This is a genomic window from Streptomyces sp. NPDC058157 (assembly GCF_042884105.1).
In the GTDB taxonomy this organism is placed as follows: Bacteria; Actinomycetota; Actinomycetes; order Streptomycetales; family Streptomycetaceae; genus Streptomyces.
In genome coordinates this window covers 1-13,266 of sequence record NZ_JBHVUQ010000189.1, presented here as the reverse complement: position 1 = coordinate 13,266, position 13,266 = coordinate 1, and the positions used below count along the sequence as shown (strand labels likewise).

Sequence of the window (13,266 nt, the reverse complement as noted above, 5' to 3'; positions counted from 1 at the left end):
GCGCGACGCGCAGCCCCGCCCGGGGCGCGGGCGCGGGCCCGGGCGCGGCCGCGGGCGCGGTCGGGGGGCCGCTCCGGCCCGCGACGCGTTCGGTCGGCGAGTACCCGCCCGGGGCGGGGGCGGCGGGCCGGTACGGGCCGGGGGCGCGGTCGAGGAGGGGGAGGCTGCCGGTGGTCACGTACGCCGAGAGCATGCGCTGGGCCTCCGCCACCCCCAGCCGGCGGTCGGGGTCGCGCTCCAGCAGGCCCCGGACCAGCGGGGCCAGCGGTCCGGCCTGGACGGGCGGGCGGATCTCGTCGTAGACGACGGCGTGCAGGACCCCGCCCAGCGAGTCGCGGTGGAAGGGGGACTCGCCGGTCAGCGCGGCGCACAGCAGGGCGCCCAGGGACCACAGGTCGGACGCGGGCCCGGCGGCGGCCCCCTGCATCCGTTCGGGAGAGGTGTACTCGGGCGAGCCGACGAACGCGCCGGTCTCGCTGATGGTGGTGGAACCGGCGAGGCGGGCGATCCCGAAGTCGGTGAGCACCACCCGTCCGGTTCCGGCCTCCATGAGGACGTTGGCGGGTTTGACGTCACGGTGGAGCACCCCGCGCTCGTGCGCCGCGCTCAGGGCGCCGAGCAGGGCCAGTCCGACGCGGGCGGTCTCGGCGGCGTCCAGGGGACCGTCGGCGGCGAGGCGGTCGGCCAGGGAGCCGCCCTCGACGAGTTCCATGACGATGTACGGCCGGCCGTCGTCCTCGACGACGTCGTGCACGACGACCACGTGCGGGTGTTTGATCTGCGCGACGGTACGTGCCTCGCGCAGGGCCCCCGTCGCCTCCTTCCCCTCGCCGACGTGGAGTTCCTTCACGGCGACCGCGCGTCCCAGGAGCTCGTCGGAGGCCTTCCAGACGGTGCCCATGCCGCCGCGGCCCAGCCTCTTCCCCAGGCGGTACCGCCCTGCGATCACGACGTCCTTGCGCGGTGCGTCCTGCGGCACGCTGTTCCCCCTCGACCCGGTCGGGCCCATGATGCCGCACCGGCGGATCCGGCCACCGGGCTCCGCTCCGGAACACGAAAAAGAACCCCACCGAAGTGGGGTTCTCTGTCTGTGTGTCCGAGGGGGGACTTGAACCCCCACGCCCGATAAAGGGCACTAGCACCTCAAGCTAGCGCGTCTGCCATTCCGCCACCCGGACCGGTGGCCGACCCCGGTTTCCCGCGGCGACATGGACAACAATAGCAGGGGATCGGCGGCCCTCCGACCAGATATCCGGCCCGGCCCGCGGCCCGCCACGCCGCGCTGACCTGCGGCCGGACGTTTCCCGCCGGACACCCCTAGGGGCAGCGGATGACCTGGCCGGCGTAGGAGAGGTTGCCGCCGAAGCCGAACAGGAGGACGGGGGCGCCACTGGGGATCTCGCGGCGCTCGACCAGCTTGGAGAGGGCCATCGGGATGCTGGCCGCCGAGGTGTTGCCGGAGTCGACGACGTCGCGGGCGACGACGGCGTTCACGGCGCCGATCTTGGCGGCGAGGGGCTCGATGATCCGCAGGTTGGCCTGGTGCAGGACGACCCCGGCGAGCTCCTCGGGGGTGATCCCGGCCTTCTCGCAGGTCTGGCGGGCCAGGGCGGGCAGCCGGCTGGTGGTCCAGCGGTAGACGGCCTGGCCCTCCTGCGCGAAGACCGGCGGGGTGCCCTCGATGCGCACCGCGTGGCCCATCTCCGGGACCGAGCCCCACAGCACCGGCCCGACGGCCGGTTCCTCGCAGCCCTCCACGACGGCGGCTCCGGCGCCGTCGCCGGTCAGCACGCAGGTGGTGCGGTCGGTCCAGTCGGTGATCCCGGCCATGGTGTCGGCGCCGATGACCAGGGCGCGGGTGGCCGAGCCGGCGCGGATCGCGTGGTCGGCGGTGGCCAGGGCGTGGGTGAAGCCGGAGCAGACGACGTTGAGGTCCATCACGGCGGGCGCGCTGGCCATGCCCAGCTTGGCGGCGACGCGGGCGGCCATGTTGGGGGAACGGTCGATGGCGGTGGAGGTGGCCACGAGGACGAGGTCGATGTCGTCGGGGATCAGGCCGGCGTTGGCGAGGGCCTTGGCGGCGGCCTGGTAGGCCAGCTCGTCGACCGGCTCGTCGGGGCCGGCGATGTGCCGGGTCCGGATGCCGACGCGGGAGAGGATCCACTCGTCGCTGGTCTCGACCATGTCCGCGAGGTCCTCGTTGGTGAGCACCTTCGCGGGCTGGTAGTGCCCGAGCGCCACCACGCGTGAACCGGTCATGGGCGGGATCCCCCTTTGTTACGGCAGACAGGATCATTCACCTTCTCCTGCTACCGGCGAGTACGTCTGCGTGCAACCCGACAGGATTGGGGCCTCGGAATTTGGAGAATTCCGAGCATCCCCCAGCCCGGAGACCGGGCCCGTCCGCGATCCGGGAGAATGTGCTCGTCAGGTGCACGCTCGGGTGTACGACACAGCACGGAACGGCGGGGTTGGTCGCGATGGGACGGGTCACCGAACGGCGCCGCGTCATACGGGTCCGGGGCGGGGCGGCCGGTGTCCGGCCGGACACCCTGGTCGCGGAGGAGCCGCTGGAGATCCGGCTGAACGGCAAGCCGCTGGCCATCACGATGCGCACCCCCGGCGACGACTTCGCGCTGGCGGCGGGCTTCCTGGCCAGCGAGGGCGTGATCGCGCGGGCGTCGGACGTCCAGGCCGTGACCTACTGCGAGGGGGCCACGGAGGACGGCTCGAACACCTACAACGTGGTCAACGTGCAGCTGGCGGCCGGGGTTCCGGTGCCGGACATCACGCTGGAGCGCAACGTCTACACCACCTCGTCGTGCGGTCTGTGCGGCAAGGCCAGCCTGGACGCCGTGCGCACGGCGACCCGTTTCCCGGGGCTCGCGGCGGATCCGGTCCGGGTCCGCGCGGAGCTGCTCGCGGAGCTGCCGGACCGGCTGCGCGCGGCGCAGAAGGTCTTCGACCGCACGGGCGGGCTGCACGCGGCCGGGCTGTTCTCGGCGGAGGGCGAGCTGCTCGACGTGCGGGAGGACGTGGGGCGGCACAACGCCGTGGACAAGATCGTCGGGCGGGCGCTGCAGGCCGGCCGGCTGCCGCTGGCCGGTGCGGTGCTGCTGGTGTCGGGCCGGGCCTCCTTCGAGCTGGCGCAGAAGGCGGTGATGGCCGGGATCCCGGTGCTGGCCGCGGTGTCGGCGCCGTCGTCGCTGGCGGTCGACCTGGCGGCGGACGCGGGGCTGACCCTGGTGGGCTTCCTGCGGGGGCCGGACATGAACATCTACGCGGGTGAGGAGCGGATCCTCCTGCCCGCCCCCGACGCCGGCTAGGCCGTCCCGCTACTTGCGGCGCCTGCCCCGGCGGGGTGCGGACTCGGCCGGTTTCGGTTCCGGGGGGTCGATGCGGTGCAGGTCGAGGGTGGCGGGGAGCGGGGTGGTGCCCGGGCCGCCGGACTCGGCCCAGGCGATGATCTCCTCCGTCGCGGTGTCGTCCAGGGCCCAGCCGAACCAGACGGCGCGGGCGCCCCGGCGGCGGGCCTCGGTGGTGGGCTGGACCACGATCACGTTGGCCCGCTCGCACGGTCCGAGGCAGTCGCTGGTCCGGACGGCCAGCCGGCCCCCGGAGGCGTCGGCGGCCTCGCGGAGCCGGGCGAGCTGGCCGGCGTGGTCGGTGCCGGGGTTCTTGCGGGGGTCCCCGCAGCAGCAACCCCGGCAGACCACGAGGGTGCAGGGGCGGGGGGGCGTGGGCGGCGAGCGGGCGTATCCAGGTCACCGCCGCACGTTACCGGCCCCGCGCGGCGGGGTGTTGGGGCCGGGGCGAGACCTCCGCCACAGGGGGGTCGGCGAGTTGGGTGCCGTCCGGCTCCCGCGGGTCGCCGGCGCGGCGGCGGGCGAGGGCGGCGCACACCATCAGCTGCATCTGGTGGAACAGCATCAGCGGCAGCACGGCCAGGGAGGCCTGCGCGCCGAACAGGACGCTGGCCATGGGGAGTCCGGCGGCCAGACTCTTCTTCGACCCGGCGAACTGGATGGCGATCCGGTCCGCGCGGCCGAAGCCGAGGCGGGCGGCCCCGTACCAGGTGACGAGGAGCATGACGGCGAGGAGCACGGCCTCGACGGCCATCAGCACGCCAAGGCGCGGGAGGCTGACCCGGTGCCAGACCCCGGCGGCCATGCCCGCGCTGAAGGCGGCGTAGACGACGAGGAGGATCGAGCCCCGGTCGACGTAGCCGAGGACCTGCTTGTGGCTGGTGAGGAAGCCGCCGACCCAGCGGCGCAGGCCCTGGCCGAGGAGGAAGGGGAGCAGCAGCTGGACGACGATCTTCAGGAGGGAGTCCAGGGAGAACCCGCCGGTGTCGCCGCCGAGCAGGGCGCCGGCGAGCAGGGGGGTCACGACGATGCCGGCGAGGCTGGAGAAGGAGCCGGCGCAGATCGCCGCGGGGACGTTGCCGCGGGCGATGGAGGTGAAGGCGATGGAGGACTGGATGGTCGAGGGGACCAGGCAGAGGAACAGCAGTCCGTTGTAGAGGGGCTGCGTCAGCAGGGTGGGGACCAGGAGCCGGGCCGCCAGGCCGAGGGCCGGGAAGACCAGGAAGGTGGAGGCCAGCACGGTGAGGTGGAGGCGCCAGTGGCGCAGTCCGTCGAGGGCCTCACGGGTGGAGAGCCGGGCTCCGTAGAGGAAGAAGAGCAGGGCCACGGCGGCGGTGGAGGCGCCGTCGGCGGCCGTGGCGGCGGGGCCCCGGGCGGGGAGCAGTGCGGCGAGGCCCACGGTGGCGAGGAGCGCCAGTACGTAGGGGTCCAGGGGGAGCCGGGCGGGGAGTCGGGGGCGTCGCATGGGCGGGGCTCGCTTGCTGTCGTTCCAGGGGGCTGCCCGGTGGCGGCGGGGCGGCTTCCATCGTCGCCGTTCGGCGGTCATCGGGAAATGCGCACACCGCTCTGACTGCCATCGCGTGCCGTGATGAGCGGTACTACGCTGGGGGCGTGTACGACCCCGTCCAGCTGCGCACCTTCCTCACGGTGGCGCAGACGCTGAGCTTCACCCAGGCCGCGGGGCGGCTGGGGGTGCGGCAGTCCACGGTCAGCCAGCACGTGCGGCGGCTGGAGGAGGCCACGGGCCGGCCGCTGTTCGCCCGGGACACGCACAGCGTGGCGCTGACGGAGGACGGGGAGGCGCTGCTGGGCTTCGCGCGCACGATCCTGGAGGCGCACGAGCGGGCGGCGGCCTTCTTCACCGGGACGCGGCTGCGGGGCCGGCTGCGGTTCGGGGCGTCGGAGGACTTCGTGCTGACGCGGCTGCCGGAGATCCTGGAGGGGTTCCGGCACGAGCACCCCGAGGTGGACCTGGAGCTGTCGGTCGAGCTGTCGGGCATCCTGCACGAGCGGCTGGACGAGGGCCGCCTGGACCTGGTGCTGGCCAAGCGGCGCGGGCCGGGGGACGAGCGGGGCCGGCTGGTGTGGCGGGACCGGATGGTGTGGATCGGGGCCGAGGGGCTGCGGCTGGATCCGGAGCGGCCGGTGCCGCTGATCGTGTTCCCTCCGCCGGGGATCACGCGGGCGCGGGCGCTGGAGGTGCTGGAGCGGGAGGGGCGGGCCTGGCGGATCGCCTGTACGAGCGGGAGCCTGAGCGGGCTGATCGCGGCGGCCCGTGCGGGGCTCGGGGTGATGGCGCACACCCGGGGGCTGATCCCGCCGGGTCTGGTGCGGGTGGGCGGGCTGCCGGAGCTGGGGCCGGTGGAGTTCGCCCTGCTCCAGGGCCGCCGCCCCACCCCGGCGGCGGAGGCCCTGGCGGCCGCCGTCCTGGCGGGCGGCGACCGGCTGAGCCGGCCGGCGTAGGGCGGCGCGGGGCTGGCCGGGCAGGCCTCGGGGGTGCTGGTCGCGGGGGCGGGGCTGGACCTCGAAGGGGGTGTTGCCCGTGTACGCGTGGGTGCGGGCCGGCAGGCGGTTCACCTCGCGGTCGGTCCCGGCGCCGTCGCAGTGCTCGGCGCCGAGGGTGAAGAACACCGTGGTGGTGTGCGCGCCGACGGCCGGCGCCTTGAAGGGCGGGGAGACGATTCCGGTGAACGGGAACCCGTCCGCGTCGACGAAACCGATGATCCGTTCCTTGATGTGGAAGAGGTTGTCGACGTCGGCGCCGTCCGGGGCCGGGCAGTGCGGTACGGGGGGCCTGGCGGCCGGGGCGGCGGGTCCGGGGGCACCCCTTCGGCCGGCGGGCGGGTGACCTCGCAGGTGGGGCGGTCTTGCGTGCGAGGGGATCTTGTGGAGGTTTCCGCAGGGGTGCCGGGCGGAGGGGGCGGTGGGGTAGCGTCTCGGCGCCCGGGACCCAAGGAGCGGAACGTTGCGCGAGTTCACCGTGCCACCCGTGGTCAGCGGCCCGCCGGCCGGCGGCCTGGCCGACGTGGTCTTCGAGCATGCCGGGCAGGACCCGCACGGGGTGGCGCTCGGACGCAAGACGGCCGGGGTGTGGCGGGACGTGACCTCCGGTGAGCTGGCCGGGGAGGTGCTCGCGCTCGCCAAGGGGCTGCTGGCGCAGGGGGTGCGGTTCGGGGACCGGGTCGCGGTGATGGCGCGCACCCGCTACGAGTGGACCCTGTTCGACTTCGCGCTGTGGGCGATCGGCGCCCAGCCGGTCCCGGTCTACCCGACGTCCTCGGCGGAGCAGGTGCACTGGATCCTGTACGACTCCTCCTGCACCGGGTGCGTCGTGGAGGACGAGGACCAGGCGATGACGGTCGGTTCGGTGATCGAGCGGCTGCCGCAGCTGCGGCTGCTGTGGCAGCTCGACGCGGGGGCGGTGGCCGAACTGGTGGCGGCCGGGCGGGGGGTGGACGAGGACGTGGTGCACCGGCACCGGCGGGCCGTGACCCCGGACGCGGTCGCCACCGTCATCTACACCTCGGGGACGACGGGCCGCCCCAAGGGGTGCGTGCTCACCCACGCGAACTTCATGTTCGAGGCCGACACGCTGGTCGCCCGATGGAAGTCGGTGTTCCGGGCGGGGCCGGGCGAGCAGCCGTCCACCTTGCTGTTCCTGCCGCTCGCGCACGTCTTCGGGCGGATGGTCGAGGTGGCCGCCGTCCGGGCGCGGGTCAAGCTGGGGCACCAGCCGGCGGTGTCCGCCTCGGAGCTGCTGCCCGATCTGGCCGCCTTCCGGCCGACGTTCGTGCTGGGGGTCCCGTACGTCTTCGAGAAGGTGTTCGCGGCGGCGCGCCGCACGGCGGAGGCGGAGGGGCGGACGGGGCCCTTCGACCGGGCGGTGGAGACGGCGGTGCGGTATGCGCAGGCGCGGGAGCAGAAGGCGTTCGGGACCGGGCCGGGGCCTTCGGCGGCGCTGCGGATGGAGCACCAGCTGTTCGAGAAGCTGGTGTACGGGAAGGTCCGGGAGGCCCTGGGCGGGCGGTTGCGGCACGCGATGTCGGGCGGGTCGGCGATGGCGCGGCGGCTGGGGCTGTTCTTCGACGGCGCCGGGATCACCGTGTTCGAGGGGTACGGGCTGACGGAGTCGTGCGCGGCGGCCACGGCGAACCCGCCGGGGGCGGTGAAGTACGGGACGGTGGGGCCGCCGATCCCGGGCACCACGGTGCACATCGCCGAGGACGGGGAGGTGTGGCTGTACGGCCGCCACGTCTTCTCCGGCTACCTGGGGGACGCGCGGGCGACGGAGGAGGTGCTGCGGGAGGGCTGGTTGGCGACCGGGGACCTGGGGCGACTGGACGGGGACGGCTATCTGACGATCACCGGGCGCAAGAAGGAGATCCTGGTGACCTCGAACGGCAAGAGCGTGGCGCCGGCGGCGCTGGAGGAGCGGGTGCGCTCGCATCCGCTGGTGTCCCAGTGCGTCCTGGTGGGCAACGACCGGCCGTTCGTCACGGCGCTGGTGACGCTGGACATGGAGGGGATAGCGCACTGGCTGTCGATGCGCGGGCTGGCGCAGCGGTCGGCGGAGCAGCTGGTGGGGGATCCGGCGCTGACGGCGGAGGTGCGCAGGGCGGTGGTGGCGGCCAACACCCTGGTGTCGCAGGCCGAGCAGATCCGCGCCTTCCGGGTGCTGGCGGGGCAGTTCACGGAGGAAGGGGGGCTGCTGACGCCCTCGCTGAAGCTGAAGCGGCGGGCGATCGAGTCGGCGTACGCGCGGGAGATCGCGGACCTCTACCCGTCCTGACGGGCCCTCCCCACCCCTGCCTGACGGATCGCCCTTTCCAGGAGGCTCTCTCCCCCCAGACCCCCGCGACGGCCCGGGCGGTGGCCGACCCGCCGCGGGTGCTGCTGCTGGACGAGCACGACGTGGCCTTCGTGAGGGAGGTGTGCGCGGGGGTGACGGCGCGGGCTGGGCCGTCCGGGTGGTGCGGGGACGGGGCGGGGGCCGGCGGGAATACGGTGCGCGGGCGGCCGGTTGTGGCCCCCGTGCGCCACCGCGCACCCCGCACCGCGCCGACCCCGAGGAACACCCACCGTGCACCAGGTCCCGAACGTCAAGCTCAACAACGGCTCGCTCATGCCCCAGCTCGGCTTCGGCGTCTGGCAGGTCCCCGACGCCGAGGCGCAGCGCGTCGTCGGGACGGCGCTGGAGGCCGGCTACCGCAGCGTCGACACCGCGGCCGTCTACGGCAACGAGCGCGGTACCGGCCGGGCGGTGACCGGCTCCGGGCTGCCGCGCGAGGAGCTGTTCGTCACCACCAAGCTGTGGAACGGTCCGGAGCAGCGCTGGGACCGGGACGCGGTGCTGCGCGCCTTCGACGACTCGCTCGGCAAGCTGGGCCTGGACCACGTCGACCTGTACCTGATCCACTGGCCGCGCCCCATGCGCGAGGACTTCCTCACCATCTGGAAGACCTTCGAGGAGATCGCGGTGAGCGGCCGGGCCAAGGCCGTCGGCGTGTCGAACTTCCGCCCGGCGGACCTGGAGCGGCTGCGGGCCGAGAGCCCCCTGGTCCCGGCGGTGAACCAGATCGAGCTGCACCCGCTGTTCCCGCAGCCCGAACTGCGCGCGCTGCACGCCGAGCTCGGCATCGCGACCGAGGCCTGGTCGCCGCTGGGCCAGGGCAAGGAGCTGCTGGAGCTCCCGGCGGTGGCCGCCGTGGCCGCCCGGCACGGGCGCAGCGCGGCGCAGGTGGTGCTGCGCTGGCACCTCCAGCTGGGCACCATCGTGATCCCGAAGTCGGTGACCCCGTCCCGGATCCGGGAGAACCTGGACGTGTTCGGGTTCGAGCTGGACGCCGAGGACATGGCGGCGCTGGACGCGCTGGGCGCGGACGGGCGCCGCATCGGTCCGGACCCGGCCGTCTTCGACGTCTGAAGCGGGCGTGGACGTGGACGCTCCCCGCTCCGCAGGTTCCGCCGCGTCCTCGGCCGGCTCCGGCCACGGCCCCGGCCGTCCGGGCCCGCGTGAGGGCCTCTACCTGATCCGTAACGAGGGCAGCGGGCTGGTGCTCCAGTTGGAGGGCGCCTCGCGGGTGCGGGTCGGTCCCGACGGGCCGCCCGCGCCGGAGGCCGCCCGGCGGTGGCGGCTCGTGCCGACGCACAGCGGGGCCGGGGTGTTCCACGTGGTGAGCGAGGACAACGGCCGGCGCCTCGACGTCGCGAACGCCTCGACCGACAGCGAGGCGCGGGTGCAGGTGTGGCGGGCCAACGCCTTCGGCGCCCAGGAGTGGGTGGTGGAGGAGCACCTGGAGGATCCGGGCGTGGTCTCGCTGGTGGCGTGCATCAGCGGCCTGCTGCTGGAGGCGGACGCCGAGGGCCGGGCCCGGCAGGCCGAGGACGGCGACTCGCCGTCGCAGTGGTGGCGGCTGGAGCCGGCGTGAGCGGCCCCCCGCGCGGGCGGGGGGGCCGGGTCAGTTCGCGCCGTGGGCCGGCGCCAGCGCCTCCACGCGTTCGGCCAGGGCGAAGTCGGTCTCGGTGACGTGGCCTCCGGCGTCGTGGCTGTTCACGGCGAGGCGGACGGTGTTGTAGCCGAGGGTGAGGTCGGAGTGGTGGTTCAACTCGTCCTGGACCACGGCGATGTGGGCCACGAGCGCGCTGGCGGCGCGGTGCGTGTCCACCCGGTAGGTGCGCAGGATCCGGTCGTCCTCGAAGGCCCATCCGGGCAGTTCCCGGAGCCGGTCCTCGATCTCCTTCTGCGAGAGCGGTTCGCTGGGCATCCGCAGCCTCCTCGTGCTCGTTGCTCGTCCGCGTCCGTGATGTGCAGTCAGTTTTCCACGGTGCGCGCCGGAGTGAACCCTTCCCGCGCCGGTGCGCCCGGGTGCTTCCGCCGCGCCGGTGCCCCTCGGTTAACGTCGTGGGCATGACGACCTCGACCTCGGCGGACGCCCCTTCCGTGGGTCCCCTGCTGCGTGCCTGGCGGGTGCGGCGCGGGATCAGCCAGCTGGAGCTGGCGGGCCGGGCGGACTCCTCCTCGCGGCACATCAGCTTCATCGAGACGGGCCGCTCCCGGCCCAGCGAGGAGATGGTGCTGCGCCTGGCCGACCGCCTCGACGTCCCGGTGCGGGAGCGCAACGCGCTGCTGCTGGCGGCCGGTTACGCGCCCCGGTACGCGCACACCCCGCTCGACGACCCGTCCATGGGCGCCCTGCGCGAGGGACTGGAGCGGCTGCTGACCGGCTACGAGCCGTACCCGGCGCTGGTGGTGGACGGGACGTACACGGTGATCGCGGCCAACCGGGGCATCGCGATGCTGCTGGACGGGATCCCGGAGCACCTGCTGGCGCCTCCGCTGAACGCCATGCGGCTCACGCTGCACCCGGAGGGCCTCGCCGGGCGGATCCACAACCTGCGGGAGTGGCGGGGGCACCTGCTGGCCCAGATGGAACGGCAGATCGCGCTGGCCCGGTCGGCGCCGCTGCGCGCCCTGTACGAGGAGGTGGCCGCGTACCCGGTGGCGGAGCGGCCCGGTGACACCGGTCCCGACGAGCCCGTGCCGTACATCGCCCTGCCGCTGCGCATCGAGCACGAGGGGCACGTGCTGTCGTTCGTGTCGTCGATCTCCACCTTCAACACGCCGATGGACGTGACCGTCGCCGAGCTGGCCATCGAGACCTTCCTGCCGGCGGACCCGGCGACGGTGAAGTACCTGCGCGCCCTGGGCTGAGCCGCTCCTCCTCAGCGGGCGGCGGCGGTCGCGCGCAGTGCCAGCTGCTGGAAGAGGGCGAAGGAGGCGACGGTGAGGGCCTGCGCCGGGATCCAGACCGCCCCGGCCGTCGTCGGCGTGAACCAGAGCACGAGCGAGAGCAGGCTGAGGACGGCCCAGAGGTAGTTGGCCTCGATGACGAACCGCACCGGGAACACCGGCGGGCGGCGGCGCGAGGCCAGCCGGCCGACGCCCGCGCCGAAGGCGGTCAGGAAGAGGCCGAGCGCGAAGAGGGTCGTCTGGCCGACCCCGAGGAGGCGGCCCAGCGGGCCGGAGAAGGCGGCGTAGGCGAGTCCGTTGCCGGTGGTGACGACGGCGTCGAGGGCGAGGAAGCGCCGCAGCGCGGTCTGCGGGACGGTGGTCCGGGCGAAGCCGGCGAGCAGGGTCGCGGACATGGCGATCAGCCTCCATCGAGGTCGGGGGTGCCGGGGAGTCGGGACCCGGGGCCGAGTGCGCGGCCCCGGGCCCGATGGCTCCACTGTGCCGCCGGGGAAGTGCGGGGTCGATTACCTCGCAGGTCATGGTGGCCGACCGGTCCTGAACAGGACATTCCGGGGCGGCCGAAAACCTACTCGTCCGTATGGCGCGAATGTTGGGGATGCGCTGGAACGGCGCGGTGCCGGGGACTAGGCTGCACCGCACCAAGCCCCCTCGAACGTCCAGTCGACATACGGAGAACCTCCCGGTGCGAGCCGCCACCCGCCGCGATGCGCACGGCCGGGACGAGTCCTCCCCGCCGCGCCACGCCGTCGTCATCGGGGCCAGCATGGCCGGCCTGCTGACGGCGGCCGTCCTCGCCGAGCACGCGCGGGTCACGGTCGTCGACGCCGACGTCCTCCCCGAGGGCCCGGAGCCCCGGCGCGGGCTGCCGCAGGCGCGGCACGTGCACGTGATGTGGTCGGGCGGGGCGCGCGCCATCGAGGAGATACTGCCGGGCGTCACGGACGCCTGGACGGCGGCCGGGGCGATCCGGCGCCGGCTGCCCACCGACGTGGTGACGATGACCGCCCACGGCTGGCTGCCGCGCTACGGAGAGAAGCAGTTCACCGTCTCCTGCAGCCGCGACCTGCTGGACTCCGTGGTCCGCGCCCGGGTCACCGCGCTGCCCGGGGTCACGGTGCTCCAGCGCAGCCGGGTGCGCGGCCTGGAGGGCACGGCCGCGCGGATCACCGGCGTCCGCGTCGACACGCCGCAGGAGGCGGGCCGGCTGCTCCACGCCGACCTCGTGGTCGACGCGGGCGGGCGGGGGTCGCGCTCCCGGCTCTGGCTGGAGGAGCTCGGCGCGGGCGTCGTCCCGCAGGCCGAGGTCGACTCCGGGCTGGTCTACGCGACACGGATCTTCCGGGCGCCCGCAGGGGCGCACGCCCTGGACTTCCCCATCGTCAACGTCCAGTCCGACCCCCGGGTTCCCGTACCCGGCCGCACCGCGACGATCGTCCCCATCGAGAACGGCCTGTGGCAGGCCACCCTCTCCGGTACCCGGGGCGGGCAGCCGACCGGCGATCCCGACGCCTTCGTCCCGTTCGCCAAGGACCTGCGCGACCCGGTCGTGGGGCGGCTGCTGGAAGGGCGGACCCCGCTGAGCGACGTGGCCGTCACCCAGAGCACCGCCAACCGGCGCCTGCACTTCGAGCGGACGGCCCTGCCCGACGGCTTCTTCGCCGTGGGGGACTCGGTGGCGACCTTCAACCCGCTCTACGGGCAGGGCATGTCGGTCGCCGCCAAGGGGCTGCTCGCCGTCCGCGCCCTGCTGCGGTCCGGGGCGCTGGCGCGGCCGGGCTTCGGCAGGGCGGCGCAGCGTGCGCTCACCCCGCAGGTGGCAGCCGCCTGGAGCCTGGCCACCTCGCAGGACATCCTCTACCCGGGAGCCACCGGTGTGCGCCCGAGGCCGGGGGTGGGGCTGCTGGACGCGTACGTGAACCGGCTGATGGCCGGGGCCACCGTCCAGGAGCCGCTCACGGCCGCCTTCTTCGAGGTCATCACGATGACCAGCCCGCCCACCGCCTGGTTCCGCCCGGAGGTGCTCTGGCGGGTGCTGCGGCCCTCCTCCCGGGGGACCCTCCAGGGCCCGCCGCTGACGGCCGCCGAGCGGGCGGTCGCCGGACTGGACGCGGCGGCGGGCGGCACCGGCCCTGCGGGCGGCCCCCAGGG

The 13,266-nt window shown here is 74.5% G+C and carries 13 protein-coding genes and 1 tRNA gene; 7 read left to right on the top strand and 7 right to left on the bottom strand.

The window, feature by feature from the left end; genetic code table 11:
* From ACFVXK_RS31470 to ACFVXK_RS31460, 3 genes are all read right to left on the bottom strand, one after another.
* Positions 1-1,009: serine/threonine-protein kinase (locus tag ACFVXK_RS31470; RefSeq protein ID WP_389618337.1), on the bottom strand; the 1,009-nt coding region annotated here is incomplete at its 3' end.
* Between the two features lie 84 nt (positions 1,010-1,093).
* Positions 1,094-1,178: transfer RNA gene (locus tag ACFVXK_RS31465), tRNA-Leu, on the bottom strand.
* Between the two features lie 139 nt (positions 1,179-1,317).
* Positions 1,318-2,259 carry a beta-ketoacyl-ACP synthase III gene (locus ACFVXK_RS31460; protein ID WP_389618334.1) on the bottom strand — a complete coding sequence of 314 codons (942 nt, stop codon included), beginning with the start codon at positions 2,257-2,259 and terminating at the stop codon, positions 1,318-1,320.
* A 221-nt stretch (positions 2,260-2,480) separates the two neighbouring features.
* Between ACFVXK_RS31460 and fdhD the strand changes: the two genes are divergently transcribed.
* Complete coding sequence (gene fdhD / locus ACFVXK_RS31455) at positions 2,481-3,326, top strand: formate dehydrogenase accessory sulfurtransferase FdhD (protein ID WP_389618332.1); 846 nt, start codon at positions 2,481-2,483, stop codon at positions 3,324-3,326.
* Between the two features lie 9 nt (positions 3,327-3,335).
* Here fdhD and ACFVXK_RS31450 read toward each other — a convergent pair whose 3' ends face one another.
* Positions 3,336-3,716, bottom strand: coding sequence for a (2Fe-2S) ferredoxin domain-containing protein (locus tag ACFVXK_RS31450; protein WP_389618329.1), 381 nt, complete (start codon positions 3,714-3,716; stop codon positions 3,336-3,338).
* A gap of 61 nt (positions 3,717-3,777) precedes the next feature.
* On the bottom strand, positions 3,778-4,830 hold the full coding sequence (locus ACFVXK_RS31445) for a bile acid:sodium symporter family protein (RefSeq protein ID WP_389618326.1): 1,053 nt from the start codon (positions 4,828-4,830) through the stop codon (positions 3,778-3,780).
* 146 nt (positions 4,831-4,976) lie between these two features.
* Here ACFVXK_RS31445 and ACFVXK_RS31440 point away from each other — a divergent pair, with 146 nt between their 5' ends.
* From ACFVXK_RS31440 to ACFVXK_RS31425, 4 genes are all read left to right on the top strand, one after another.
* The gene (locus ACFVXK_RS31440) at positions 4,977-5,828 is read left to right on the top strand and encodes a LysR substrate-binding domain-containing protein (RefSeq protein WP_045951979.1); all 852 of its coding nucleotides are present in this window, start codon (positions 4,977-4,979) and stop codon (positions 5,826-5,828) included.
* A 502-nt stretch (positions 5,829-6,330) separates the two neighbouring features.
* Positions 6,331-8,154 carry an AMP-dependent synthetase/ligase gene (locus ACFVXK_RS31435; RefSeq protein ID WP_389618322.1) on the top strand — a complete coding sequence of 608 codons (1,824 nt, stop codon included), beginning with the start codon at positions 6,331-6,333 and terminating at the stop codon, positions 8,152-8,154.
* Positions 8,155-8,445: 291 nt separating this feature from the next.
* Positions 8,446-9,288: an aldo/keto reductase gene (locus tag ACFVXK_RS31430; protein ID WP_389618319.1), complete on the top strand. Its 843-nt coding sequence runs from the start codon at positions 8,446-8,448 to the stop codon at positions 9,286-9,288.
* A 103-nt stretch (positions 9,289-9,391) separates the two neighbouring features.
* The gene (locus tag ACFVXK_RS31425) at positions 9,392-9,793 is read left to right on the top strand and encodes an RICIN domain-containing protein (protein ID WP_389618340.1); all 402 of its coding nucleotides are present in this window, start codon (positions 9,392-9,394) and stop codon (positions 9,791-9,793) included.
* A 30-nt stretch (positions 9,794-9,823) separates the two neighbouring features.
* Here the strand turns inward: ACFVXK_RS31425 and ACFVXK_RS31420 are convergent, their stop codons facing one another.
* Positions 9,824-10,129, bottom strand: a complete 306-nt coding sequence (locus ACFVXK_RS31420) for a 4a-hydroxytetrahydrobiopterin dehydratase (RefSeq protein WP_389618316.1) — start codon at positions 10,127-10,129, stop codon at positions 9,824-9,826.
* A 143-nt stretch (positions 10,130-10,272) separates the two neighbouring features.
* Here ACFVXK_RS31420 and ACFVXK_RS31415 point away from each other — a divergent pair, with 143 nt between their 5' ends.
* Entirely contained in the window at positions 10,273-11,076 is an 804-nt protein-coding gene (locus ACFVXK_RS31415; protein ID WP_389618313.1) for a helix-turn-helix domain-containing protein, read from the top strand.
* Between the two features lie 11 nt (positions 11,077-11,087).
* Here ACFVXK_RS31415 and ACFVXK_RS31410 read toward each other — a convergent pair whose 3' ends face one another.
* Positions 11,088-11,510, bottom strand: coding sequence for a hypothetical protein (locus ACFVXK_RS31410; protein WP_389618311.1), 423 nt, complete (start codon positions 11,508-11,510; stop codon positions 11,088-11,090).
* Positions 11,511-11,800: 290 nt separating this feature from the next.
* On the opposite strand from ACFVXK_RS31410, the gene ACFVXK_RS31405 reads away from it, so the two are divergent.
* The coding region (locus tag ACFVXK_RS31405) for an NAD(P)/FAD-dependent oxidoreductase (protein WP_389618308.1) at positions 11,801-13,266 on the top strand (1,466 nt) is incomplete at its 3' end.

What these genes read in the sequence shown, in the direction of transcription:
- ACFVXK_RS31460 (WP_389618334.1), bottom strand. Translation starts at nt 2,259, where the DNA reads ATGACCGGTTCACGCGTGGTGGCGCTCGGGCACTACCAGCCCGCGAAG.
- fdhD (WP_389618332.1), top strand. Translation starts at nt 2,481, where the DNA reads ATGGGACGGGTCACCGAACGGCGCCGCGTCATACGGGTCCGGGGCGGG.
- ACFVXK_RS31445 (WP_389618326.1), bottom strand. Translation starts at nt 4,830, where the DNA reads ATGCGACGCCCCCGACTCCCCGCCCGGCTCCCCCTGGACCCCTACGTA.
- ACFVXK_RS31420 (WP_389618316.1), bottom strand. Translation starts at nt 10,129, where the DNA reads ATGCCCAGCGAACCGCTCTCGCAGAAGGAGATCGAGGACCGGCTCCGG.
- ACFVXK_RS31415 (WP_389618313.1), top strand. Translation starts at nt 10,273, where the DNA reads ATGACGACCTCGACCTCGGCGGACGCCCCTTCCGTGGGTCCCCTGCTG.
- ACFVXK_RS31410 (WP_389618311.1), bottom strand. Translation starts at nt 11,510, where the DNA reads ATGTCCGCGACCCTGCTCGCCGGCTTCGCCCGGACCACCGTCCCGCAG.